The sequence below is a fragment of the Chromobacterium haemolyticum genome, from assembly GCF_009936155.1.
Lineage (GTDB): Bacteria > Pseudomonadota > Gammaproteobacteria > Burkholderiales > Chromobacteriaceae > Chromobacterium > Chromobacterium haemolyticum.
Genome location: NZ_AP019312.1, coordinates 1,759,429 through 1,781,824 on the forward strand (window position 1 = coordinate 1,759,429; position 22,396 = coordinate 1,781,824).

The window sequence follows — 22,396 nt, forward strand, 5'->3', positions numbered from 1 at the left end:
TCTATGAAATTGAAATTGCTTGCAGCAGCCGTATTGGGCTTGACTACGGCCTCCATGGCCTGGGCTGTTGATCCGTTCGTCATCAAGGACATCCGAGTCGAGGGCCTGCAGCGCACCGAACCCGGCACCGTGTTCAATTATCTGCCGGTCAAGGTGGGCGACACCTTTAACGACCAGAAGGCCAACGAGGCGATCAAGGCCTTGTTCGCCACCGGCTTCTTCAACGATGTGCGCATCGAGTCGCGCGACAGCGTGGTGATCGTGGCCGTGGCCGAACGCCCGGTGGTCAGCCAGCTCAACATCAACGGCGCCAAGGAGTTCAGCAAGGACCAACTGAAAAAGGCCTTGAAGGACAACGGTTTCGCCGAATCGCTGATTTTCGATCAGGCGTTGCTGGACGGCGCAGTGCAGGAACTCAAGCGCCAGTATTACAGCCGCGGCAAGTACTCCGTGGAAGTGACCCCGTCGGTGACCAAGCTGGAACGCAACCGCGTGGCGGTGACGCTGGACATCAACGAGGGTGTGACCGCGCGCATCAAGGAAATCCGCATCGTTGGCGCCAACGCCTTCAAACAGTCCGAGCTGATTGATCAGTTCAGCCTGACCACCGGCGGCTGGTTGTCGTGGGTGACCAAGGACGACCAGTATTCCAAGCAGAAGCTGACCGGCGATCTGGAAAAACTCAAGGCCTTCTACCAGAACCAGGGTTATCTGGAGTTCAACATCGATTCCACGCAGGTGTCGATTAGCGCCGACAAGCAGGATATGTTCCTGACGGTGAATATTCACGAAGGCAAGAAGTTCACCATCTCCGACATCAAACTGGCCGGCGATCTCAAGGTGCCGGAAGCCGATCTGCGCAAGCTGATTCAGGCCAAGTCCGGGGACACCTTCAACAACGAGCGCATCACCGAGTCGGTGAAATCGCTGAGCGACCGCCTGGGCCAGGCCGGCTACGCCTTCGCCAACGTCAACGTGCTGCCGGACATCGACCACGAAAAACAGACGGTGGCCTTCACTTTCTTCGTGGATCCGGGCCGCAAGACCTATGTTCGCCGCGTGAACATCGCCGGCAACACCAAGACCCGCGACGAAGTGATCCGCCGCGAATTGCGTCAGCTGGAAGGCGCCCCTTACGGCGCGGACAAGATCAAGCGCAGCAAGGAGCGCGTTGAGCTGTTGGGCTATTTCGAGGACGTCAACATCGAAACCCCGGCGGTGCCTGACGCGGCCGATCAGGTCGACATGAACATTAGCCTGAAGGAACGCTCCACCGGCAGCGTGTCCGCTGGTATCGGCTTCGTGCAGGGCGAGGGCGTGCAATTGTCCGCCAACCTGTCGCAGAGCAATATCTTCGGTTCCGGCAAATACATGTCGCTGGGCCTGTCCACCGGCAAGGTCAACAAGAACCTGTCGTTGTCTTTCACTGATCCGTACTTCACGCCGGACGGCGTCAGCCTGGGATACGACTTGTACAACCGCGTCTACAACCCGGACGCCACCAATATCTCCGCGTACAAGACCAGCACCATAGGCGGCGCGGTGCGCTTCGGGGTGCCGGTGACCGAGTACGATCGCATCAACTTCAGCATCGGCGCGGAAAACACCAAGATCAGCACTTACAATAACAGTCCGCAGCGTTACAAGGACTTCGTCAACCAGTATGGCAGCAACAACAACACCTTGCTGGGTACCATCAGTTGGGGCCGGGACACCCGAGACAGCGCGCTGTGGCCTACCCGCGGCGCGGTCATCAAGGTGGGCGCGGACGCCGGCCTGCCGGGCGGCGATCTGCAGTACTACCGCCTGACCCATCAGCAGACCTGGTTCTTCCCGCTGACCAAGACCTTCACGTTGATGCTGAACGGCGAGCTGGGCTACGCCGACGGCTACGGCAAGACTTCGCGTCTGCCGTTCTTTCAGAACTTCTACATGGGCGGCCTGGGTTCGGTGCGCGGTTACGACACCAGCAGTATCGGCCCGCGCGACACCAACGGCGATTACCTGGGCGGCACCCGCAAGGCGGTGGCCAACGCCGAAGTGCTGTTCCCGTTCCCGGGAATGAAGGACAATAAGTCGGTGCGCACCAGTCTGTTCTTCGACGCCGGGACTTTGTGGGATCCGACGGTGGCGGGCAGTTCCGCTGGCGACGGCATGCGCTATTCCGCGGGCGTGGCGCTGACCTGGTTGTCTCCGATCGGTCCGATGAAATTCAGTATCGCCAATCCGCTGAAGAAGAAGGACAACGACAAAGTCCAGCGCTTCCAATTCCAGCTGGGTACCGTGTTCTAAAATTGACGGGGTTGTTATATGAAAGCATTGCAATGGGCGGCCGTGCTCTTATCCATGGCCGCCATGTCGGCCCAGGCGGCCGAACTCAAAATAGGCTATGTCAACACTGAGCGCATCTATCGCGAAGCCGCGCCGGCCATCGCCATCCAGAAGCGTCTGGACAAGGAGTTTGGCGAGCGGCGCAATGAGCTGAAGAAGATGGAGGCGCGCGCCAAGGAGCTGGAGTCTCAGTTGGCCAAGAGCAGCTTGAATTCCGACGACCGCAAGCGCTACGAGCGTGAGTACGCGGCGCTGGACCGGGATTACCGGGCCAAGGGCCGCGAGCTGTCCGAGGACTTCAACCAGCGCCGCAACGAGGAGTTCGCTTCGGTGCAGGAGCGGGCTAACCGCGCGCTCAAGCAACTTGCCGAGCGCGAGCAGTACGATCTGATCCTGCAAGACGTGGTGTATGTGAACCCCAAGTACGACCTGACGCCCAAGGTTTTGAAGGAACTGGACCGCTGAAGGCAGGGCGGGGCGGCGTGAAGGCCGCCCCGGATGCGCGCGGCTGCGGCCGGTGCGCCAACACATGATTACGGGAGCAAGCCGACCCCAGGTCGGCTTTCGTTTTTGATGGCTTATACCCTCTCATTTATTATCGAAAGGTTGGGCGGCGAGCGGGCCGGCCCGGACCTGACGGTCGGCCGCCTGGCGCCGCTGGAAGCGGCCGCGGACGGCGACATCGCCTTTCTGGCCAATCCCAAGTATCGCAAGCAGCTGGACGACAGCGGCGCCAGCGCAGTGATCGTTTCGCCCAAGATGGCGGAAGAGCTGGCGCAGAGCGAGGCCTGGAGCCAGCGCTCTTGGATTGTCGCCGCCGACCCCTATCTCTACTTTGCGCGCCTGGCGGCTCTGTTCCACCCGCAGCCGCAGCCGCAAGCCGGCGTGCACCCCAGCGCGGTGCTGGGAGAGGGCGCTCAGGTAGCGGCCAGCGCCGAAGTGCGCGAGCACGTCAGCATCGGCCGCAACGCCGTCATCGGCGAGCGCTGCCGCCTGCTGCCGGGCGTGGTGGTGGGAGACGACTGTGTGCTGGGCGACGACGTGGTGTTGTACCCCAACGTCACGCTTTACCACGGCTGCGTGCTGGGCAATCGCGTCGGCGTGCATTCCGGCAGCGTAATCGGCGCCGACGGCTTCGGCCTGGCCTGGGAGAAGGACCACTGGTTCAAAATTCCGCAAACCGGCCGCGTCATCATTGAGGACGACGTGGAAATCGGCGCCAACACCACGGTGGACCGCGGCGCGATGGCGGACACCGTCATCAGGAAAGGCGCCAAGGTGGATAACCTGGTGCAGATCGCCCACAACGTACAGATCGGCGAGCATTCCGCCATCGCAGGCTGCGTCGGCATCGCCGGCAGCGCCAAGATCGGCGCTTACTGCACGGTGGGCGGCGCGGCGATGTTCGTCGGTCATATTGAAATAGCGGACAAAACCCATATCGGCGGCGGCACCCTGGTGTCGAAGTCGATCAAGACGCCGGGCACCTACGCCTCGTCTTACCCATTACAACCGATGAAAGAGTGGCTGGCCAACGCCGTGCACGTCCGTCATCTGGACGATATGGCCAAGCGGCTCAAGCAGCTCGAGCGCGAGCTCAAAGAAATGAAGAATCAGGAGGAATCCCCCAATGTCTGAACACGCCGTCACCATCGATGTCCGCGAAATCATGCGCTATCTGCCGCATCGCTATCCTTTTCTGCTGGTGGACCGTGTCACCGAATTCGAGGAAAACAAGCGCATCAAAGCGCTGAAGAACGTCACCATCAACGAACCGTTCTTTGTCGGCCACTTCGAGCAATACCCGGTGATGCCGGGCGTGCTGATCATCGAGGCGATGGCTCAGGCCGCCGGCATCCTGGCCATCCGCAGCCAGGGCGAGCGCGCCGAGAACGAGTTGTATTTCTTCGTCGGCATCGACAACGCTCGCTTTAAGCGCCAAGTGGTGCCGGGCGACCAACTGACATTCGAAGTGGAACTGATCACCAGCAAGCGCGGCATCGGCAAGTACTCCGCCCGCGCGCTGGTGGACGGCCAACTGGCTTGCGAAGCCGAAATCATGTGCGCCAAGCGCGAGGTGTGATCATGGCCATCCATCCAACCGCCATCGTCGACCCCAAGGCCCGGATCGCCGACGACGTCGAGATCGGCCCTTACTCCATCATCGGCCCCAACGTCAGCATCGGCAGCGGCAGCTGGGTGGGCCCTCACGTGGTGATCGAGGGTCATACCGCCATCGGCAAGAACAACCGCATCTTCCAGTTCTGTTCGCTGGGCGCCCAGCCGCAGGACAAGAAGTATGCCGGCGAGCCGACGCGTCTGGAAATCGGCGACAACAACACCATCCGCGAATTCTGCACCTTCAACACAGGCACCGCCCAAGACGTGGGCGTGACCCGCGTTGGAAACGACAACTGGGTGATGGCCTATGTGCACGTCGCGCACGATTGCCAGGTGGGCAACAACGTGATTCTGGCCAACAACGCCACGCTGGCCGGGCACGTGCAGCTGGGCGACTGGGTAATTCTGGGCGGCTTCACCAGCGTGCATCAGTTCGCCATCATCGGCGAGCACGCGATGACCGCCTTCGCCAGCGCCGTGGCTCAGGACGTGCCGCCGTTCGTGATGGCGCACGGCAACCGTGCGGTGCCCTCCGGCATCAACGCCGAAGGCATGAAGCGCCGCGGCTTCAGCGCCGAGCAGATTCGCCGCGTGCGGGGCGCCTACAAGACGCTGTACCGCCAGGGCCTGTCCTTCGAAGACGCCAAGGCCGCCATTCTGGAGGAAGCCGCCGCCGGTCACGACGAGTTGGCGCCGTTCACCCGCTTCTTTGGCCAGTCCGCCAGAGGCATCATTCGCTAAGATCCATGCCCGACACTTTGTTTAAAAGCAAGCGGGCACTGAAGGTCGCCATGGTGGCTGGGGAAGCCTCTGGCGACCTTCTTGCCGCCCACCTGATGGACGCGCTGCTGGCGCGCTATCCCGACATCGAGTTCGCCGGCATCGGCGGCCCGCGGATGGAAGCCAGGGGCTTCGTCAGCCATGCGCCGCAAAGCCGGCTGGCGGTGATGGGCTACGCCGAAGTGCTCAAGCGTTTGCCGGAGCTGCTGCGCATCCGCCGTACCCTGCGCGACCGCCTGATTGCGGAGAAGCCGGATGTTTTCATCGGCATTGACGCGCCGGACTTCAATCTGGATCTGGAGGCCGCGCTCAAACGCGCCGGCATTCCCACCGTTCACTACGTCAGCCCCTCGGTTTGGGCCTGGCGTCCGGAGCGGGTGCAGAAGATAGGCCGCAGCGTCAGTCACATGCTGTGCTTGTTCCCGATGGAGCCTCCCTTGTACCGCCAGGCCGGGGTGCCGGTGACCTATGTCGGCCACCCGTTGGCCAGTGAGATCCCGTTGAGGCCGGACCAGAGCGCGATGCGCGAACAACTGGGGCTGCCGCAGCGCGCGCCGGTGTTCACCCTGATGCCGGGCAGCCGCATCGGCGAACTGGAGCACATGGCGCCGCTGTACATCGAAACCGCCAAGTTGCTGCTGAAAAGCTATCCGGACGCCCAGTTCCTGGTACCGCTGGCCACGCGCCCAACGATGGAATTGTTCGACCGCATGCTGACGCGCTGCAAGGGCTGGGATCTGCCCTTGCGCAAGCTGTTCGGCCACGCGCAGATGGCGATGATCGCCAGCGACGCGGTATTGGTCACCAGCGGCACCGCCACGCTGGAAGTGGCGCTGACCAAGAAGCCGATGGTGATCAGCTACAAGCTGTCCGCGCTGACTTACCGCCTGGTCAAACGCAAAATCCGTCTGCCCTACGTCGGCCTGCCCAATATCCTGTGCGGGCGCTTCGTGGTGCCGGAACTGCTGCAGAAACAGGCCACGCCGGCCAAGCTGGCGGCTGAGATGCAAAGGCTGTACGAAGATCAGGACGCACGCCGCGAGATGGTGCAGACCTTTACCGAGCTGCATCAGTCGCTGCGTCAGGACACCGCCGCGCTGGCCGCGGAAGCGGTGTTGCAGGTGGCGGGGCGGCAATGAGCGGGCTTGATCTGGAGAGGATCGCCGGCGTCGACGAGGCCGGCCGCGGCCCGCTGGCCGGCGCGGTGTTCGCCGCCGCGGTGATTCTGGACCCGGCGAAGCCTATTGCCGGCCTGGCGGACTCCAAAGTACTGAGCGAGGCCCGCCGGGACGAACTGGCGCTGCTGATCAAGCGCGACGCGCTGGTCTGGTGTATCGCCAGCGCCAGTGTCGAGGAAATCGACAAGCTCAATATTCTGCACGCCACCATGCTGGCGATGACACGCGCGGTGCAAGGCCTGCAGCCGCAGGCGACGCGCGCGCTGATCGACGGCAACCGCGTGCCCAAGGGGCTGCCGGTGCCGGGGGAAGCCATCGTCAAGGGCGACGCCAAGGTGGCGGCCATCTCCGCCGCCTCCATTTTGGCCAAGACCGCGCGCGATGCCGAACTGGTGGCCCTGGACGCCCTGCATCCGCAATACGGCTTCGCCCGCCACAAGGGCTATCCCACCGCCGAACACCTGGCCGCGCTGGAACAGCACGGCGCCTTGCCGGCTCACCGCAAGAGCTTCGGCCCGGTCAAGGCCTGGCTGGCGCGTCAGCAGGGACAGTTGTTTTGAGCGGCGAGGGCGCCAAATCCTGCTTCCCGCCGGTAGCGAGGCCGGACGCCCGCGTACTGGTGCTGGGTTCCTTGCCCGGCGACGCCTCCTTGCAGGCTGGCCAGTACTACGCCCACCCTCGCAATCAATTCTGGCCGCTGATGCAGGTGATCACTGGCCGGCCCTTGGTCGAACTGGCCTACGCCGAGCGCCTGGAGGCGCTGCAGCAGGCCGGCGTGGCGCTCTGGGACGTGATTGCCAGCGCGCGGCGCCGAGGCAGCCTGGACGCCGACATCCGCGATCAGCAGGCTAACGATCTGCGGGAACTGGCGCAAAGCCTGCCGCGGCTGCGCGCGGTTGCTTTCAACGGCGCCACCGCCGCGCGCGCGGCCGGACAGCTGGACGGGCTGGCCCTGGACATCCTGGCCTTGCCTTCTTCCAGCCCGGCGCATACCCTGGCGTTTGACAGAAAACTTGAAGTTTGGCGGCAACTGGGACGATATTTGTAGTTGACGATGGCCAAATGCGCTTGTCGTCGCGATGAAACCACCTGGGGGAGCGAATATGGGCCATTACTGCATATGGTTTGTCACGCCGGACGACAGCGTGATGCGCCGGGCCGAAGTGGTGATCAACGGCGTGATCCATTGCCATCAGGTGCTGGAGGAAATCGAGGCGCAGCTGGCGGTGGACTGCGGCCTGACCCAGGTGATGATCGTCGATTGGAAACGTTTTGAAACGCCGGAGCCCGCCAGCAAGCTAGCTCATGCGGCCTAAGAGCCTGTTTAAAGTCTGTTGCGCTTCGGCGATACGGCGTTCAAACCGTCTTCGGAACGCTCATGGACTGGATGCGCATTCCGCTTTCTCAGCTGTTTTCGCCTGTCTCTCTCTAGCCGGCAAGATCGTAAATACGCTCTAGGCGGCTAGCTCTTTGGTAGGAGTCAAGCCCGCGGGCGGCCATGCTATCATGGCCGCCTGAATCTTTATGGGGGCGTCTGTGCCATGCGCGTGTTGGGTTTCGCCGGCTATTCCGGCAGCGGCAAGACCACCTTGCTGGAAAAACTGATTCCCCGGCTGACGGCGCGCGGCCTGCGCGTCGCCGTGATCAAGCACACTCACCACGATGTGGACTGGGACACCCCGGGAAAGGATAGCTGGCGCCACCGTCAGGCCGGCGCGGCGCAAGTGCTGCTGGCTTCGGCCCGTCGCCGTATGCTGGTGGAGGAGCTGGCGGACAGCAACGAGCTGCCGTTGGCCGCCCACTTGGCCATGCTGGGCCCCTGCGACCTGGCCCTGGCCGAAGGCTTCAAACAGGAAGCCATTCCCAAGATAGAAGTGGTCAACAGCGCTTTGGCCGCGCCGGCCTTGCATCCGGCCGATCCGCAAGTGCTGGCCGTGGTCGGCGACTTGCCGCAGGCGCTGGACATCCCCTGGTTTCACCGCGACGACGCGGACGCTGTCGCCGCCTTCCTGATTTCAAGATTGGACCTGTCCCATGCTGAGCTTTGAACAAGCCCGCGACTGGCTGCTGCAGCGCGCCCAGCCGCTGGCCGCCACCGAACAAGTCGAATTGCTGGCCGCGGCCGGCCGCGTGCTGGCCGAGCCGGTGCTGGCCACGCTGGACGTGCCGCCGCACGACAATAGCGCGATGGACGGCTACGCTTTGCGCGCCGGGGAGCAAACCGCGGCGATGCCGGTGTCGCAGCGAGTGCCGGCCGGCAGCGTGCCGCAAGCGCTGGCCGCCGGCAGCGTGGCGCGCATTTTCACCGGCGCGCCCATTCCGCCCGGCGCCGACGCCGTCATCATGCAGGAGCAGGCCGAAACGGCTGACGACGGCACAGTCAGTTTCAGCCAGCCGGCCTGCGCCGGCCAGAACATCCGTCGCCGCGGCGAAGACATCCGCGCCGGCCAGGAAATCCTGCCGGCGGGCAAGGTGCTGAACCCCGCCGACATCGGTCTGGCTGCGTCCATCGGCGTGGAGACGCTGACGGTGTTCCGCCCGTTGCGGGTGGCGGTATTCTTCACCGGCGACGAACTGGTGGAGCCGGGCCGGCCGCTGGCCGCCGGCCAGATTTACAACTCCAATCGTTATTGGCTGGCGCCGGCGCTGATGCGCCTGGGCTGCGAGGTGATTGATCTGGGCATTGTCCGCGATTCTCTTGGCGCCACGCGGGAGACGCTGCGCGACGCCGCGGATGCCGCCGATGTGATCATGACCTGCGGCGGGGTGTCGGTGGGTGAGGAAGACCACGTCAAGGCCGCGGTGGAGGCCGAGGGTTCGCTAGACCTGTGGAAGCTGGCAATCAAGCCGGGCAAGCCGCTGGCCTACGGCAAGGTGGGGCAGGCGGATTTCATCGGTCTGCCCGGCAACCCGGTGTCCGGCTTCGTCACCTTCCAGGTGTTGGCGAGGGCCTTCCTGGAGCGGCGCGCCGGCCTGCCGGTATCGGCGCTGACGCCGGAAGGCCCTTATCCGGCGGCTTTTGATTGGACCCGGCCGGATGCGCGCCGCAGTGAATTCATCCGCGTGCGGCGCGTGTGCGTGGACGGCCGCTGGCAACTGGAGCTGTACCCGCAGCAAGGTTCCGGCGTGCTGATGTCCTGTGCCTGGGCCGATGGCCTGGTGCGCTTGGAGCCGGGTCAGGCCGTGGCGCGCGGCGATATGCTGCCCTATTTGCCGCTGGTGCAGTGAGTCGTGCCCACCATCCGTTTCGTCGATGAAAACGGCGCGCTGCTCGGCGAACAGCAGGCGGCGGCTGGCGATAACCTGCTGGACCTGGCTCGGCTGGCGGACGTGCCCCTGCACTGGCGCTGCGGACAGGGCACGTGCGGCACCTGCAAGGTGAGGCTGGCGACACCGGTGGCGGAGCAACGGCCCAGCCGCAAGGAGCGCAATGTGTTGCTCCGCGCCGGCGCCATCGACGCTGCCCAGGCCGCCAGCGAATGCTGGACCGAAGCGCGGCCTTGGAGGCTGGCCTGCCATTTGCATCTGAGCGAGGAAGACTGGGAAGTGGAGTGTCCTGCGTTTTGAGCGCCAAATACAAAAGGGCTCGCATGCGAGCCCTTTTGTATTTGGAAGGTGTTTACGATCTTGTGAGCGCTAGCGAAAACGGCTGAAAAAGCCGGGTGCGCACACGATGCATGAGCATTTTGAGGCCGTTTTCAATGCCGCAGCGCCGACGCGTAGCAGATCGTCAACAGCCTCTTTTGACGCGTTATTCGGAAGCGCCGGCCTGTTCGCAGGTGTCGTCCTCGCCGGTCTTGGGCTCCGGGCATTCAGGGCGCAGCCAATGGCGCAGCATGGTCAAGGCCACCGCCAGCAGGGTGGGGCCGATGAACAGACCTATCACCCCCCAGGCGATTAGGCCGCCGATCACGCCCAGGAAGATCAGCGACAGCGGCATCTGCGCGCCCTGGCTGATCAGCAAGGGCTTCAGAATATTGTCTATGGTGTTGATCAGCAAGAAGCCCCAGACCAGCAGGAAGATGCCAAGGCCAGTGTTGCCGGTGTAAAACACCCAGGCCGCGGCCGGCAGCCAGACGATCAGCGTGGGCATCTGCGCCACCGCGACGATGAAGCAGAGGAAGCCCAGCACCAGCGCGCCGGGCACGCCGGCGATCAAAAGGCCGATCACGCACAGGATGGTCTGCGCCAGCGCGGTGCCCACTACGCCGGTGGTGACGCTGCGTATGGTGCGGGCGATCACGTCCGGCAATTCGCCGGCCGGCGCGCCGCCCAGCTTGATCACGATCAGCTCCACCATGTCCCACAGCCGGTCGCCGTTGATCAGCAGCAAGCCGGACACAATGATGGCCAGCACGATTTCCAGCAGGCTCAGGCTGAGATTGGCGCCGCCGGACAGCAGCCACAACGCGCCTTGGTTGACCGCCGGGCGGATTTTTTCGAAGAAGCCGGGCAGGTCGGCCTGCACGCTGCCCCACAGCTTTTGCAGGCTTTCGCCCACCACCGGGATATTGGCCAGCCAGGTAGGCGCGTTGGGCAGCGTCAGCTGGGTCAGGTCGTGGGTGAGGCCGGATAGATGGGGCAGGGTGTCGGCCAGGGTCAGCGCCATCAGACCGATGGGGATGGCCAGGGCCAAGGCCAGCGCCAGCACAATGAGCAGGGCGGCCAATTTGTGGCGCTCTCCCAGTTTTTGCCGCAGCCGGCAATGCATTGGCCAAGCGGAAATGGCGATGATGGCGGCCCAGGTCAGGGCGCCGAGAAAGGGTTGGATCACGCGCAGGCACGACATCACCAGCAGCGCGATGATGGCGATCTGAAACACCGCCAGGATGCTGACATTGGAGAACGCTTTATTGATGGCCATGGGGCTCTCGGAAAATGAAAACGGGCCGATCGAAAGATCGGCCCGCTGATTCTGCAATGCAATGAGCGTGAATGCAATTGGCGCTTGCGGCTATTGCGGATTCACCGTCGCCAGGGTCTTGGCGAAGGCTTCCGCCTGCGTGAAGCCGATCACGCGATCCGCTTCCTGCCCCAGTTTGTCGAACAAGATAATGCCCGGCGGGCCGAACAGGCCGAAACGCTTGAGCAAAGCCTGGTGCTCCGCGTTGTTGGCGGTCACGTCGGCCTTGACCAGCACATAACCCTGCATCTGGCGGCTGACCGCCGGATTCGGGAAGGTTTCCGCCTCCATCTCCTTGCAGGAAACGCACCAGTCGGCGTAGAAGTCCAGCAGCAGCGGTTTGCCTTCGGCCTTGGCCTTGATCAGCAAGGCGTCTAGTTGGGCGCTGCTGGCGGCGGGCAGGAACACCGCCTCGGCCCGGGCTTCCGCCTGGCCCTGGCCCAGCCAGCGCAAGGGGTAGCGCGGGTTGTCAGCGCCGGCCAGCAGGCCGGCCAATTGCGCCGCGCCTATCAAGAGCAGCGCCACGCCGGCGGCCTTGCCCAAGCGGCGCGGAGCGCCGGCGTTGCTCGGCAGTGCCTCCAGCGCGCCCAGGGACACCGCGCTGCCTATCAGCAGCAAGGCCCACAGCAGCATGACCAGCGCGCCCGGCAGGAAGGGCGTGGCCAGCCAGATGGCTAGGCCCAGCATCACGACGCCGAAGCCGGCTTTGACGGTTTTCATCCAGCCGCCGGCGCGGGGCAGCACATGGCCGCCGAAGGTGCCGATCAAGATCAGCGGCAGGCCCAGGCCCAATGCCATCGCGTACAGCGCCGCGCCGCCCAGAGCGGCGTCGCCGGTGCTGCCGATATAGCCCAGCGCCAGCGCCAGCGGCGGGGCGACGCAGGGACCGATGATCAGCGCGGACAGCGCGCCCATTGCGAATACGGTGGCGAACTTGCCGCCGGACAGATGGTTGGAGGTGTCGGCTAGCCGCGATTGCAGCGCCGACGGCAGCTGGATGGTGAACAGATCGAACATGGACAACGCGAACACCACCATCAGCGCGCTGGCGCTTAGCACCACAGCCGGCTGTTGCAGCCATACGGTGAGCAAGGCGCCGGTGAGGCCGGCGATGACGCCGACCACGGTGTAAGTCAGCGCCAGGCCCTGCACATAGGTGAAGGACAACAGGAAGCCGCGGCGGCGGGTCAGGGTAGCGCCCTGGCCGGCAATCAATGAGGAGACGATGGGCAGCAGCGGGTACATGCAAGCGGTGAACGCCATGCCGATGCCCGCCAGCAAAAAGGTGCCCAATGTGGTCAGCCAACCCTGGGCTGCCAGCTCATTGTTGCCGGCCGGGGACTTTCCCTGAGGGGGTGCCTCCGACAGCCATTCGCCCAGCTTGCCGCCGGCGGACGGCGTGCCGCCCACTTTGAGCTTGTGGGTGTAAGGCGGGTAGCACACGCCGGCGTCGGCGCAGCCTTGCAGGCGCACTTGCAGCTCGAACTCGGCCGGCGCATTAGGCTGCAGCGGCACGGTCACCACGTTCTTGCCGGTGAATACGGTTTGTTTGCCGAAGTAAGGGTCGTTCTTTTCCTTGCCGGCCGGGAACTGCGGCGCGCCCACCAGCTTGGCCGGCTGGCTGCTGATCTGGGTGCGGTCGCGGTACAGGTAGTAACCGGGAGCCACGTCCAGCGTCAGCTTGAGCTGTTCGCCGGCGCGTTTAACCTTGGCGGCGAAGGCTTGCTCCGCCGGCAGCAGGTCGTCCTGGTTGACGGCGTGCGCGGGCAGGCTCAAGCCCAGGCAGGCCAGCGAGACCGCGAGCAAGCCCACGATCCGGGATGAGAGTAGCGATAAGTTGATTGGCACGGGATGACTCTATGGTTTATGGTCGTTAGCGTTTGAATGACCGGCGCGCTCAGGCATTGGTTCCTTGGCGGCCGGGTGGAGCGCGGAGGGCGGCGGACTGGGTCGCGGCCGCGTCTTGCTATGCGAAAACAATATGCATTAAATTCAAATTCCGGGCAAACGGTAAGATAGAATATTTATATAAAAACTAGGGCGCAACACCATACATCATGCGAGAAACGATTCACTTTGCTCATGCCAACAGTTTTCCGGCCTCGGTTTACCGCAAGTTTCTAGCCGCGCTGGGCGAGCGCCACCAAGTGGGCTTCCTCGACGCCATCGGCCACGATCCGGCTTATCCGGTCACAGACTGCTGGCCCCACCTGGTAGAGGAAACCATCGCGCACATCGAAAGCCACTATCAAGGGCCCATCGTCGGCGTCGGCCATTCGCTGGGCGGCTTTCTGATGTTCTACGCCGCCTTGCGCCGGCCGGAGTTGTTCAAGCGCATTGTGATTCTGGATTCGCCGCTGATGGGGCCGTTCCGCTCGCGCGGCATCTGGCTGGCCAAGAAGCTGGGCTTCATCGACCGCGTTACCCCGGGCGGCAACACCCTGAAGCGACGCGATAACTGGGCGTCGGTGGCCATGGTTCACGACTACTTCGCCCGCAAGCCGATGTTCGCTCGTTTCGATCCGGACTGCCTGGCCGACTACGCCGAGCACGGCACCGTGGACGACGGCCAAGGCGGGCGCAAGCTCAAATTCCGGCCGCAGATCGAACATGAAATCTACTGCGCGCTGCCGCATGATTTTCCGCGTTATCGCGGACAATTGAAAGTGCCGGCCACCTTTATCGCTGGCACCGGTTCGGATGTGCTCAAGCCGGCTGACCTGCGCTTCATGCGCAAACACTTCAATATTCAGGTGCGGATGCAGCAGGGCAGCCATCTGTTTCCGCTGGAGCGGCCGGAGGAAACCGCGCGGCTCATTCTAGAGCTGCTGGAGGCCTGAGCGTTTCCAAAGGCGGTTTCATGCAAAAACAAAGCCCGGCTAAGCCGGGCTTTGTTCTGTCACGAGGGGCAGGCTTACAGCATCGCCAGCCGCTGGCGCACGCTGCGCTCGATGCCGGCGGCGTCCAGGCCGCAATCGGCCAGCATGCCGGCCGGGTCGCCGTGTTCGACGTAATCGTCCGGCAGGCCCAGTTGCAATACCGGCTTGAGGATGCCCATCGCCTGCATCGCTTCCAGGCAGGCCGAACCGGCGCCGCCCATCACCACGTTTTCTTCCACGGTAATGACCAGATCGTGGCTTTCCGCCAGCCGGCACACCAGCTCCGCGTCCAGCGGCTTGACGAAGCGCATGTCGGCCACGGTGGCGTTCAGCGCCTCGGCGGCGGCCAGCGCCGGCGTTACCATGCTGCCGAAGGCGAGGATGGCCACTTTTTCGCCTTGGCGGCGCACCAGGCCCTTGCCCAGCGGCAACGCCGTCATTTCCGCCTGGATCTCGGCGCCGGGGCCGGTGCCGCGCGGATAGCGCACCGCGGCCGGGCTGTTCATCTGGAAGCCGGTGTACAGCATCTGGCGGCATTCGTTCTCGTCCGAAGGCGCCATCACCGTCAGATTGGGAATGCAGCGCAGGAAGGACAGGTCGAAGGCGCCCGCGTGGGTGGGGCCGTCCGCGCCCACCAGGCCTGCGCGGTCGATGGCGAACAAGACCGGCAGGTTTTGCAGTGCCACGTCGTGGATCAGCTGGTCGTAAGCGCGTTGCAGGAAGGTGGAGTAGATGGCCACCACCGGCTTGACGCCGTCGCAGGCCAGGCCGGCGGCGAAGGTGACTGCGTGTTGTTCGGCGATGGCCACGTCGTAATAGCGGTCCGGGTGCTCCTGCTCGAAGCGCACCAGGCCGGAGCCCTCGCGCATCGCCGGGGTGATGCCCACCAGGCGCGGGTCGCGCTTGGCCATGTCGCAGATCCAGTCGCCAAACACCTGGGCGTATTGCGGCTTGCCGCCGCCCTTGCCGCTGGTCAGACCGTTGCTAGGGTCGAATTTGGTGACGCCGTGGTATTTGACCGGGTCGCTCTCCGCCAGCTTGTAGCCGTGGCCTTTCTTGGTGACGATGTGCAGGAACTGCGGCCCCTTGAGGCTGCGGATATTGCTCAGGGTGTCCACCAGTACGTCCACATCATGGCCGTCGATGGGGCCGATGTAGTTGAAGCCGAACTCCTCGAACAGGGTGCCCGGGGTGAAGAAGCCCTTGACGTGCTCTTCCACCTTGCTGGCGATCTCCTTCAGCGGCGGAGCGATGCCCAGCACCTTGCTGGAGCCTTCGCGCATCGCCGCGTAGAAGCGGCCGGACATCAGCTTGGCCAGGTAGTTGTTCAGCGCGCCGACATTGGGCGAGATGGACATCTCGTTGTCGTTGAGCACCACCAGCAGGTCGGTGTCCATCGCGCCGGCGTTGTTGAGGGCCTCGAAGGCCTGGCCGGCGGTCATGGAGCCGTCGCCGATAATGGCCACGCACTTGCGCTCTATGCCCTGAGTCTTGGCGGCCACCGCCATGCCCAGCGCCGCGCCGATGGAGGTGGAGGAATGGCCGACGCCGAAGGTGTCGTATTCCGATTCGTCGCGCTTGGGAAAGCCGGCCAGGCCGCCTTTCTGGCGCATGCTGCCCATGCGTTCGCGGCGGCCGGTCAGGATCTTGTGCGGGTAGGTTTGATGGCCCACGTCCCACACCAGGCGGTCGTCCGGGGTGTTGAACACATAGTGCAGGGCGATGGTCAGCTCAATGCTGCCCAGGTTGGAGGCGAAGTGGCCGCCGGTCTTGCTGACGCTTTCCACCAGAAAGTCGCGCAGTTCCGTGGCCAGCGGCGCAAGCTGCTGGCGCGACAGCTTGCGCAGGTCGGCGGGGCTTTGAATGGTCTCGAGCAAGGGATACATAGTTTTCTGCTTCTCAGAACGAGCGCGCGACGATGTAGTCGGCCAGTTCCTTCAATCGTTGGGCGGAATCGCCAAATCCTTCCAGCGCGGCAAACGCCTCGTCGCGCAAGTCGCGGGCAAACTGCTTGGCTTCGGACAGCCCCATCAGGCTGACGTAGGTGGGCTTGTCGTGGGCGGCGTCCTTGCCGGCGGTTTTGCCCAGCGTAGCGGTGTCCGCCTCGCAGTCCAGCACATCGTCCACCACCTGGAAGGCCAGGCCCATGCGCTTGGCGAACACGTCCAGACGGGCGGTTTCCTCCTCGCTCAACGGCCGGCCGGCCATGGCGCCCAGCAACACCGACGAGCGGATCAGCGCGCCGGTTTTCAGCAAATGCATGTATTCCAGCTCCGGCTGATTCAGCGCCTTGCCCACGCTGGCCAAGTCTATGGCCTGGCCGCCGGCCATGCCGGCGTGGCCGGCGGCGCGGGCCAGGGTGTGAACCATGGCGAGCTGAGCCGCGGGGGCCACGCCCGGCAGCGGCGCGCTCAGCGTATCGAAGGCATGGGTTTGCAGCGCGTCGCCCGCCAAAAGCGCGGTGGCTTCGTCGTAAGCCACGTGACAAGTGGGTTTGCCGCGGCGCAGCACATCGTCGTCCATACAGGGCATGTCGTCGTGCACCAGCGAATAGACGTGGACCATCTCCAGCGCGGCGCCGATGCGGGCCAGGTTGTCGGCCGAGGCCCCCACCAATTCGCCGGCGGCGAACACCAGTAGCGGGCGTACCCGCTTACCGCCGCCCAGGCAGACGTAGCGCATCGCTTCGTGCAGTTTTTGCGGCGTGTGCTGATCGGAGGGCAGCAGCCGTTCCAGCGCACCTTCCACTTGCTGCTGGATCTCGGTCATCCAGGCCATGAAAGGTTTATTGGCCATTGGACAATTCCAGTGGTTTGAGTTCGTTGTTTTCGAGTATTTTCAGTTGCTGTTCCGCGTCGGCCAGTTTGGCCTGGCAGAACTTGATCAATTCTATGCCCTGCTTGTAGGAGCCGAGCGCCGTTTCCAGCGGCATGTCGCCGCTTTCCATCGCCTGGATGATGTCTTCCAGTTGGGCCAGTGCGGTTTCGAAACTGGCCGGCGCTTTGTTGGCTTTAGCCATGGCGTTTTCCTTATGGTGCTTTCGTGGTGGCCGGGCCGTGCGGGCTCCGTCGGTGTCGCGTGGGCGCAGGCGGCTCTTTAAGGCCGTCATTCTAGTCCAATTACCGGGTGCGGCGACAGAGGCGATTGAGCGCTTTCGGCAAGCGTGGATGCTGTTGGGATGCTAACTGCGCGGAAAGGGAACGCGCCTAGCGGACAATTCCCCGTCGTCCGCATTTGCGGTAGGGTGTCGCCAATTGAAAACGACAGAGGCCAGCATGCATTCGCAACCATCCATTCTGATTACCGGCTGCTCCAGCGGCATCGGCTACCACACCGCCGTGATCCTGGCTCAGCGTGGCTGGCGCGTGATCGCCAGCTGCCGCGCCGCCGCCGACGTGGAGCGCCTATGCAGCGAGGGCATGGCCTGCATCCGGCTAGACGTGGACGACGCCGATTCCATTCGCGACGGCCTGGCCCAGGCGCTGGAGATGGCCGGCGGGCGACTGGACGCCTTGTTCAACAACGCCGGCTTCGGCCAGCCTGGCGCGGTGGAGGACATCAGCCGAGCGGCGATGCGCGAGCAGTTCGAGACCAATCTGTTCGGTCCCTGGGAACTGACCAACGCCGCGCTCAAAGTGATGCGAGCCCAGGGTCATGGCCGCATCGTGTTCAACAGCTCCATCCTCGGTTTCGCCGCCATGCGCTGGCGCGGCGCCTACAACGCCAGCAAGTTCGCGATGGAAGGCCTGTGCGACACCCTGCGTCATGAGCTGCACGGCACCAATATCCATGTCTCCCTGGTGGAGCCGGGGCCGATAGAAAGCCGTTTCCGTCCCAATGCGCTGGCGCGTTTCCTGAAAAACGTGGACATCGACGCCAGCCATCATCGCGACGCATATCAGCAGCAGCTGGCGAGGCTGAAGAAAGAGGGGCACGCCGCGCCGTTCACCTTGCCGGCCAGCGCGGTGGCGGAGGCGGTGCATCGCGCCATCACGGCGGCCAAGCCGGCGGCGCGTTACCGGGTGACTTTCCCTACCAAATTGTATTGGTGGCTACGCCGTTTGCTGCCAACCCGTTGTTTTGACTGGGCCTTGCGCGCGGCGACTTGATGCAGAGCCAAGCCCTTGGCTTAGCATGAGTTTTTCTATGCATAGGCATGTTTTTTCTTTGATGCCATTTTGATAGTTTCTTGTTGATCTAGCCGGCGGATTCGCTTTACAGTCACGGCACTTGCTCATGGCATTTCCTCATGCTGGAGCAGGCATAACAATAGAGACGCCGGGTTTCCCGGCTCCGTGACACAAAGGAGTAAGCGAGATGAATCGCTGGAAATGGCTGCCCCTGCTGCTGGCGGGGGCGGGCCTATTCGCGTCCGCTCAGGCGGCCGATATGAACAAGACGCTGAAGGTGTCTTTCCTAGCGCCTGAGACCGGCTTTGATCCGGCCAAAATGAGCGATATCTATTCGCTGGGCGTGATCGAGAACATTTTCGACAATCTGCTCAGATACGATTATCTGGCGCGGCCGGTCAAGCTCAAGCCGGGCACCGCCCAGGCGCTGCCGGAAATTTCGGCGGACGGCAAGGTGTTCACTTTCAAGGTGCGGCCCGGCATCTACTTTGCCGACGATCCGGCCTTCAAGGGCAAAAAGCGGGAGCTGACCGCGGCGGACTACGCCTACAGCATCAAACGCTTCGCCGATCCCAAGGTCAGCTCGCCCAACGCCACCTCCTATACCGACTATGTGCTGGGGTTGGCGGAGGCGGGCAGCGCGGCCAGCAAGAAAGGGCGCTTTGATTACGATAAGCCTATAGAAGGCATCAAGGCGCTGGACCGCTATACCCTACAGCTGACGCTGAAAAAGCCCAATTACAACTTTCTCTATACCGTGGCCGCCAAATTCAGCGGCGCGGTGGCGCGCGAGGTGATTGAAGCCTACGACAGCAACACCAACGCCCACCCGGTGGGTACCGGTCCGTTCATGCTGAAGGAATGGAAACCGGGCAACCGCATCATTCTGGAAGCCAACCCTGGCTATCGCAAGGAAGTGTTCTCCGACGAGCCGGCTGCCGACGCGCCGCCTCAGGACCGCGAAATCGCCGAGCAACTGCGCGGCAAGACGCTGCCGGTCATCGGCCGCATCGACATCAAGGTGATAGAAGAAGAGCAGCCGCGCTGGCTGTCCTTCCTCAACAAGCAGATCGACTACATCGGCGTGCCCAAGTCCGCCATTCCCTCTACCGTGCACAGCAGCGAGGCCAACCCCTTCCAGGCCAGCCTCAACCCAACGCTGGCGCAGCGCGGCATTCGCCTGCACCACAACCTGGGCATGGACCTGACTTACGCTTTCTTCAATATGCGCGACCCGGTGGTGGGCGGCTACAGCAAGCAAAAGATTGCCTTGCGCCGCGCCATCGGCATGGCATACCCCAGTCAGGAAGTGATCAAGCTGCTGTACAGCGGGCAGGCCATCCAGCTGCAAAATCTGGTGCCTTTAAACATGGTGGGCAACGATCCGCGCTTTCACGGCGCGCCGGACTTCAATCCGGCGTTGGCCAACGCGCTGCTGGACCAGGCCGGCTACAAGATAGGCCCGGACGGTTACCGCCGCCAGCCCAACGGTCAGCCGCTGCTAATCACCCAGGCCACCCAAGGCAGCGCTTTCGACAAGCAGTTCAATCAGATCTGGCAGAAGGCTTTCGACAGCATCAAGCTGCGCGTCACCTTCAAAGTGGCCAAGTGGAACGAAAATCTCAAGGCCGCCTACGCCGGCAAGGTGCAGATGTGGTCGCTGGGCGGTTCCGCCGCCATTCCGGACGGCGACGATTTCGTCACCGGCCTGTGGAGCAAGCAGATCGGCATCGGCAACCTGCCGTTCTTCAGCCGGCCGGAGTTCGACAAGGCCTACGAGGCTTCGCAAGTGCTGCCCAACGGCCCGGAGCGCGACGCGCTGTTTGACCGCATGAATCGGGTGGCGGCCGCCTATCAGCCCTATGTGCTGGGCGTGACCCGCTTCGAAAATATCGTCAGTCACGACTATCTCAAGGGTTACAAACCGCATCCGCTGGCCACGGTAGGCGTGTCCTGGCGTTATGTCGACATCGACCTGAGCAAGCGCCGCTAACCGCCTTGATCCGGGGCGCAGCCGCGCCGCTATATTCTGGAGAAGCAGATGTTCAATTTCATCATCCGCCGAATCTGGCAGATGGTGCCGACGATGTTCGGCGTCATGCTGCTGGTGTTCGTGCTGTTCAACTGGGTGGGCGGAGACCCCACCTACATCCTGGCCGGCAAACGCCTGACGCCGGAAATCATGGCTAATATCCGCGCCCAGTTGGGCCTGGACCTGAGCTTGCCGCAGCAGTTCTGGCTCTTCGTCAAGCAAGTGGCCGCCTTCGACTTCGGCACCTCCTGGTCCACTCAGCAGTCCGTCACCGCCACGCTGGCTTCGCGCATCGGCCCCTCAGTGACGCTGACCGGCACTTTGCTGGTGTTCGAACTGCTGACCGCGCTGCCCATCGCCATCGTCGTGGCTTACTACCGCGGCACCCTGACCGACCGCATGGTGACGCTGATCTGCACCGTGGCCATGTCCATCAGCTCGCTGGCCTACATCATCGTCGGCCAGTACCTGCTGGCTTTCAAACTGGATTGGTTTCCGGTGATGGGCTGGGACGACGACAGCCTGCTGCGCAGCCTGCTGATCTACGTGCCGCTGCCGCTGATCCTGGGCATGCTGGTGTCGCTGGCGCCCAATGTGCGCTTCTACCGCAGCTTTGTGGTGGAAGAGTTGGGTCACGACTATGTGCGCACCGCGCGCGCCAAGGGCTTGTCGGAAAAAACCGTGCTGTTCAAGCACGTGCTGCGCAACGCGCTGATCCCGGTGGTCACTGCGGTGATGATGTCCTTGCCCTTCCTGGTATTGGGCTCGATGCTGCTGGAGCGCTTTTTCGGTATACCCGGCATGGGCAATGAACTGCTGATGGCGGTGGACAAGAGCGATTTTCCAGTGATCAAAGCCATCACCGTGACCATCGCCGCCGCCGCCATGGTGTTCAACCTGCTGGCCGACATCATCTACAAGTGGATCGATCCACGCGTGCAACTCAAGTAAGCGCGGAGCACAAGACATGACAACATTGCACAATACCGCCGGCGCGCCGCCGGCCGCCCCCTCGCGCAGCCTGTGGGCGCTGGGTTGGCAACGCTTGAAACGCGACCGCATCGGCTTCGTTTCCCTGTGGGTGGTGGCGGCCTTCATGCTGCTGGCCGCCGCCGGTTGGCTCAACCTGGCCGGCCGCGGCTGGAACGACGAAATCGCCGCCTCCTACGCGCCGCCCACTTTATTGTTGGAGAAATACCGCCAGCAGGAAACACCGGCCGCCGCTGGAGGTCTGTCCAGCGCCATCGTGCCCACCGAACGCTTGAAACCGTCGGAAGACCCCATCCATGACTGGCTGGAAGCCGCGCGCCCGCACGCCGCCCAGTACGCGGTGCCGGAAGTGAAGAAAGTGGCGTCGCTGCCCTTCGGCGCGGACCAGCGCGGCCGCGACATCCTGGACAAAGTGATCAAGGGCACCGCGACCTCGCTGCTGGTGGGCTTCTTCGGCGCGCTGCTGTCCATCCTGATCGGCACCTCGCTGGGCGCGATGGCCGGCTACTTCGGCCGCAAGGTGGACGACTTTCTGATGTGGTTCTACAGCGTGTTCACCTCGGTGCCGGACATGCTGCTGCTGCTCGCCTTCGCCGCCGTGGCCGGGCGCGGCATCGCCACCGTCATTCTGGTGCTGTCACTGACCAGTTGGACCGGTACCTTCCGCCTGGTGCGCGCGGAGTTCATCAAGAACCGCTCGCGCGAGTACGTGCAGGCCGCCGACGCCATCGGCGCCAGCCACGGCCGCCGCATGTTCATCCACATCCTGCCCAATGTCTCCCACCTGCTGCTGGTGCAGTTCTCCCTCTTGATGGTGGGCCTGATCAAGTACGAAGTGATCCTGTCCTTCCTCGGCTTCGGCGTGGACGTGCGCCAAGTAAGCTGGGGCTCCATGCTGGCGGAAGTGCCGGAAGAGCTGTTGCAGGGCTATTGGTGGCAACTGGCCATGGTGGTGGTGTTCATGTCCACCCTGGTGACCGCTTTCAGCATGTTGACCGATGCGCTGCGCGACGCGCTGGACCCGCGCGCGGCGGCGAAGTGAGTGGGGGAGA

General features: G+C 63.6%; 22 protein-coding genes. 17 read left to right on the forward strand and 5 right to left on the reverse strand.

From position 1 onward, the window contains the following. The first annotated feature begins 3 nt into the window (after positions 1 to 3). The 12 genes from bamA to GYH29_RS08180 all read left to right on the forward strand — a co-directional run bounded on the left by bamA (position 4) and on the right by GYH29_RS08180 (position 9,977). Positions 4 to 2,292, forward strand: a complete 2,289-nt coding sequence (gene bamA / locus GYH29_RS08125) for an outer membrane protein assembly factor BamA (RefSeq protein WP_043594503.1) — start codon at positions 4 to 6, stop codon at positions 2,290 to 2,292. A gap of 18 nt (positions 2,293 to 2,310) precedes the next feature. After that, on the forward strand, positions 2,311 to 2,796 hold the full coding sequence (locus GYH29_RS08130) for an OmpH family outer membrane protein (protein WP_039753577.1): 486 nt from the start codon (positions 2,311 to 2,313) through the stop codon (positions 2,794 to 2,796). Between the two features lie 108 nt (positions 2,797 to 2,904). Then, positions 2,905 to 3,969, forward strand: coding sequence for a UDP-3-O-(3-hydroxymyristoyl)glucosamine N-acyltransferase (gene lpxD, locus GYH29_RS08135; protein ID WP_043594500.1), 1,065 nt, complete (start codon positions 2,905 to 2,907; stop codon positions 3,967 to 3,969). Next, positions 3,962 to 4,414 (forward strand): 3-hydroxyacyl-ACP dehydratase FabZ, encoded by a 453-nt coding sequence (gene fabZ / locus GYH29_RS08140; protein ID WP_019100286.1) that lies wholly within the window; start codon positions 3,962 to 3,964, stop codon positions 4,412 to 4,414. Before lpxD ends, fabZ begins: the two co-directional genes overlap by 8 nt. Before the next feature lie 2 nt (positions 4,415 to 4,416). Next, positions 4,417 to 5,193, forward strand: a complete 777-nt coding sequence (gene lpxA, locus GYH29_RS08145; protein WP_039753581.1) for an acyl-ACP--UDP-N-acetylglucosamine O-acyltransferase — start codon at positions 4,417 to 4,419, stop codon at positions 5,191 to 5,193. A gap of 5 nt (positions 5,194 to 5,198) precedes the next feature. After that, positions 5,199 to 6,371, forward strand: a complete 1,173-nt coding sequence (gene lpxB, locus GYH29_RS08150; RefSeq protein WP_019100288.1) for a lipid-A-disaccharide synthase — start codon at positions 5,199 to 5,201, stop codon at positions 6,369 to 6,371. Further along, positions 6,368 to 6,970: a ribonuclease HII gene (rnhB, locus tag GYH29_RS08155; protein ID WP_019100289.1), complete on the forward strand. Its 603-nt coding sequence runs from the start codon at positions 6,368 to 6,370 to the stop codon at positions 6,968 to 6,970. Before lpxB ends, rnhB begins: the two co-directional genes overlap by 4 nt. Beyond that, positions 6,967 to 7,458: a DNA-deoxyinosine glycosylase gene (locus tag GYH29_RS08160; RefSeq protein WP_161523499.1), complete on the forward strand. Its 492-nt coding sequence runs from the start codon at positions 6,967 to 6,969 to the stop codon at positions 7,456 to 7,458. Before rnhB ends, GYH29_RS08160 begins: the two co-directional genes overlap by 4 nt. Positions 7,459 to 7,513: 55 nt before the next feature. Beyond that, positions 7,514 to 7,726 carry a hypothetical protein gene (locus tag GYH29_RS08165; RefSeq protein ID WP_019100291.1) on the forward strand — a complete coding sequence of 71 codons (213 nt, stop codon included), beginning with the start codon at positions 7,514 to 7,516 and terminating at the stop codon, positions 7,724 to 7,726. Between the two features lie 225 nt (positions 7,727 to 7,951). Further along, a complete protein-coding gene (gene mobB / locus GYH29_RS08170) occupies positions 7,952 to 8,458 on the forward strand; it encodes a molybdopterin-guanine dinucleotide biosynthesis protein B (protein ID WP_043594496.1) in 507 nt (168 codons plus the stop codon). After that, a complete protein-coding gene (locus tag GYH29_RS08175; protein ID WP_161523500.1) occupies positions 8,445 to 9,638 on the forward strand; it encodes a molybdopterin molybdotransferase MoeA in 1,194 nt (397 codons plus the stop codon). The genes mobB and GYH29_RS08175 overlap by 14 nt, the downstream gene beginning before the upstream one ends. A 3-nt stretch (positions 9,639 to 9,641) precedes the next feature. After that, positions 9,642 to 9,977 carry a 2Fe-2S iron-sulfur cluster-binding protein gene (locus GYH29_RS08180; protein ID WP_019100294.1) on the forward strand — a complete coding sequence of 112 codons (336 nt, stop codon included), beginning with the start codon at positions 9,642 to 9,644 and terminating at the stop codon, positions 9,975 to 9,977. 184 nt (positions 9,978 to 10,161) lie between these two features. Here the strand turns inward: GYH29_RS08180 and GYH29_RS08185 are convergent, their stop codons facing one another. Continuing rightward, entirely contained in the window at positions 10,162 to 11,274 is a 1,113-nt protein-coding gene (locus GYH29_RS08185; protein ID WP_052370704.1) for an AI-2E family transporter, read from the reverse strand. A 90-nt stretch (positions 11,275 to 11,364) separates the two neighbouring features. After that, a complete protein-coding gene (dsbD, locus tag GYH29_RS08190) occupies positions 11,365 to 13,161 on the reverse strand; it encodes a protein-disulfide reductase DsbD (RefSeq protein ID WP_161523501.1) in 1,797 nt (598 codons plus the stop codon). A gap of 209 nt (positions 13,162 to 13,370) precedes the next feature. On the opposite strand from dsbD, the gene GYH29_RS08195 reads away from it, so the two are divergent. After that, complete coding sequence (locus tag GYH29_RS08195) at positions 13,371 to 14,153, forward strand: alpha/beta fold hydrolase (protein ID WP_019100396.1); 783 nt, start codon at positions 13,371 to 13,373, stop codon at positions 14,151 to 14,153. Between the two features lie 74 nt (positions 14,154 to 14,227). Here the strand turns inward: GYH29_RS08195 and dxs are convergent, their stop codons facing one another. From dxs to GYH29_RS08210, 3 genes are read right to left on the reverse strand one after another with little or no spacing between them, the layout of a single operon-like run. Next, positions 14,228 to 16,078, reverse strand: coding sequence for a 1-deoxy-D-xylulose-5-phosphate synthase (dxs, locus tag GYH29_RS08200; RefSeq protein ID WP_161523502.1), 1,851 nt, complete (start codon positions 16,076 to 16,078; stop codon positions 14,228 to 14,230). Between the two features lie 13 nt (positions 16,079 to 16,091). Further along, positions 16,092 to 16,988, reverse strand: a complete 897-nt coding sequence (locus tag GYH29_RS08205) for a polyprenyl synthetase family protein (protein ID WP_081548169.1) — start codon at positions 16,986 to 16,988, stop codon at positions 16,092 to 16,094. Then, positions 16,978 to 17,211 carry an exodeoxyribonuclease VII small subunit gene (locus GYH29_RS08210; protein ID WP_019100400.1) on the reverse strand — a complete coding sequence of 78 codons (234 nt, stop codon included), beginning with the start codon at positions 17,209 to 17,211 and terminating at the stop codon, positions 16,978 to 16,980. The genes GYH29_RS08205 and GYH29_RS08210 overlap by 11 nt, the downstream gene beginning before the upstream one ends. Before the next feature lie 256 nt (positions 17,212 to 17,467). Here GYH29_RS08210 and GYH29_RS08215 point away from each other — a divergent pair, with 256 nt between their 5' ends. From GYH29_RS08215 to GYH29_RS08230, 4 genes are all read left to right on the forward strand, one after another. Next, complete coding sequence (locus tag GYH29_RS08215) at positions 17,468 to 18,301, forward strand: SDR family NAD(P)-dependent oxidoreductase (protein WP_043594489.1); 834 nt, start codon at positions 17,468 to 17,470, stop codon at positions 18,299 to 18,301. Between the two features lie 208 nt (positions 18,302 to 18,509). Beyond that, positions 18,510 to 20,315 carry an ABC transporter substrate-binding protein gene (locus tag GYH29_RS08220; protein ID WP_043594486.1) on the forward strand — a complete coding sequence of 602 codons (1,806 nt, stop codon included), beginning with the start codon at positions 18,510 to 18,512 and terminating at the stop codon, positions 20,313 to 20,315. A gap of 48 nt (positions 20,316 to 20,363) precedes the next feature. Beyond that, on the forward strand, positions 20,364 to 21,305 hold the full coding sequence (locus GYH29_RS08225) for an ABC transporter permease (RefSeq protein ID WP_019100403.1): 942 nt from the start codon (positions 20,364 to 20,366) through the stop codon (positions 21,303 to 21,305). Between the two features lie 16 nt (positions 21,306 to 21,321). Continuing rightward, positions 21,322 to 22,386 (forward strand): ABC transporter permease, encoded by a 1,065-nt coding sequence (locus tag GYH29_RS08230; RefSeq protein WP_161523503.1) that lies wholly within the window; start codon positions 21,322 to 21,324, stop codon positions 22,384 to 22,386. The last annotated feature ends 10 nt before the right edge of the window (positions 22,387 to 22,396 follow it).

Excerpts from the sequence above, each read along its gene's own strand:
- bamA (WP_043594503.1), top strand. The coding sequence starts at position 4 with ATGAAATTGAAATTGCTTGCAGCAGCCGTATTGGGCTTGACTACGGCC.
- GYH29_RS08130 (WP_039753577.1), top strand. The coding sequence starts at position 2,311 with ATGAAAGCATTGCAATGGGCGGCCGTGCTCTTATCCATGGCCGCCATG.
- lpxD (WP_043594500.1), top strand. The coding sequence starts at position 2,905 with ATGGCTTATACCCTCTCATTTATTATCGAAAGGTTGGGCGGCGAGCGG.
- fabZ (WP_019100286.1), top strand. The coding sequence starts at position 3,962 with ATGTCTGAACACGCCGTCACCATCGATGTCCGCGAAATCATGCGCTAT.
- lpxA (WP_039753581.1), top strand. The coding sequence starts at position 4,417 with ATGGCCATCCATCCAACCGCCATCGTCGACCCCAAGGCCCGGATCGCC.
- lpxB (WP_019100288.1), top strand. The coding sequence starts at position 5,199 with ATGCCCGACACTTTGTTTAAAAGCAAGCGGGCACTGAAGGTCGCCATG.
- rnhB (WP_019100289.1), top strand. The coding sequence starts at position 6,368 with ATGAGCGGGCTTGATCTGGAGAGGATCGCCGGCGTCGACGAGGCCGGC.
- GYH29_RS08165 (WP_019100291.1), top strand. The coding sequence starts at position 7,514 with ATGGGCCATTACTGCATATGGTTTGTCACGCCGGACGACAGCGTGATG.
- mobB (WP_043594496.1), top strand. The coding sequence starts at position 7,952 with ATGCGCGTGTTGGGTTTCGCCGGCTATTCCGGCAGCGGCAAGACCACC.
- GYH29_RS08175 (WP_161523500.1), top strand. The coding sequence starts at position 8,445 with ATGCTGAGCTTTGAACAAGCCCGCGACTGGCTGCTGCAGCGCGCCCAG.
- GYH29_RS08185 (WP_052370704.1), bottom strand. The coding sequence starts at position 11,274 with ATGGCCATCAATAAAGCGTTCTCCAATGTCAGCATCCTGGCGGTGTTT.
- GYH29_RS08195 (WP_019100396.1), top strand. The coding sequence starts at position 13,371 with ATGCGAGAAACGATTCACTTTGCTCATGCCAACAGTTTTCCGGCCTCG.
- dxs (WP_161523502.1), bottom strand. The coding sequence starts at position 16,078 with ATGTATCCCTTGCTCGAGACCATTCAAAGCCCCGCCGACCTGCGCAAG.
- GYH29_RS08205 (WP_081548169.1), bottom strand. The coding sequence starts at position 16,988 with ATGGCCAATAAACCTTTCATGGCCTGGATGACCGAGATCCAGCAGCAA.
- GYH29_RS08210 (WP_019100400.1), bottom strand. The coding sequence starts at position 17,211 with ATGGCTAAAGCCAACAAAGCGCCGGCCAGTTTCGAAACCGCACTGGCC.
- GYH29_RS08215 (WP_043594489.1), top strand. The coding sequence starts at position 17,468 with ATGCATTCGCAACCATCCATTCTGATTACCGGCTGCTCCAGCGGCATC.
- GYH29_RS08220 (WP_043594486.1), top strand. The coding sequence starts at position 18,510 with ATGAATCGCTGGAAATGGCTGCCCCTGCTGCTGGCGGGGGCGGGCCTA.
- GYH29_RS08225 (WP_019100403.1), top strand. The coding sequence starts at position 20,364 with ATGTTCAATTTCATCATCCGCCGAATCTGGCAGATGGTGCCGACGATG.
- GYH29_RS08230 (WP_161523503.1), top strand. The coding sequence starts at position 21,322 with ATGACAACATTGCACAATACCGCCGGCGCGCCGCCGGCCGCCCCCTCG.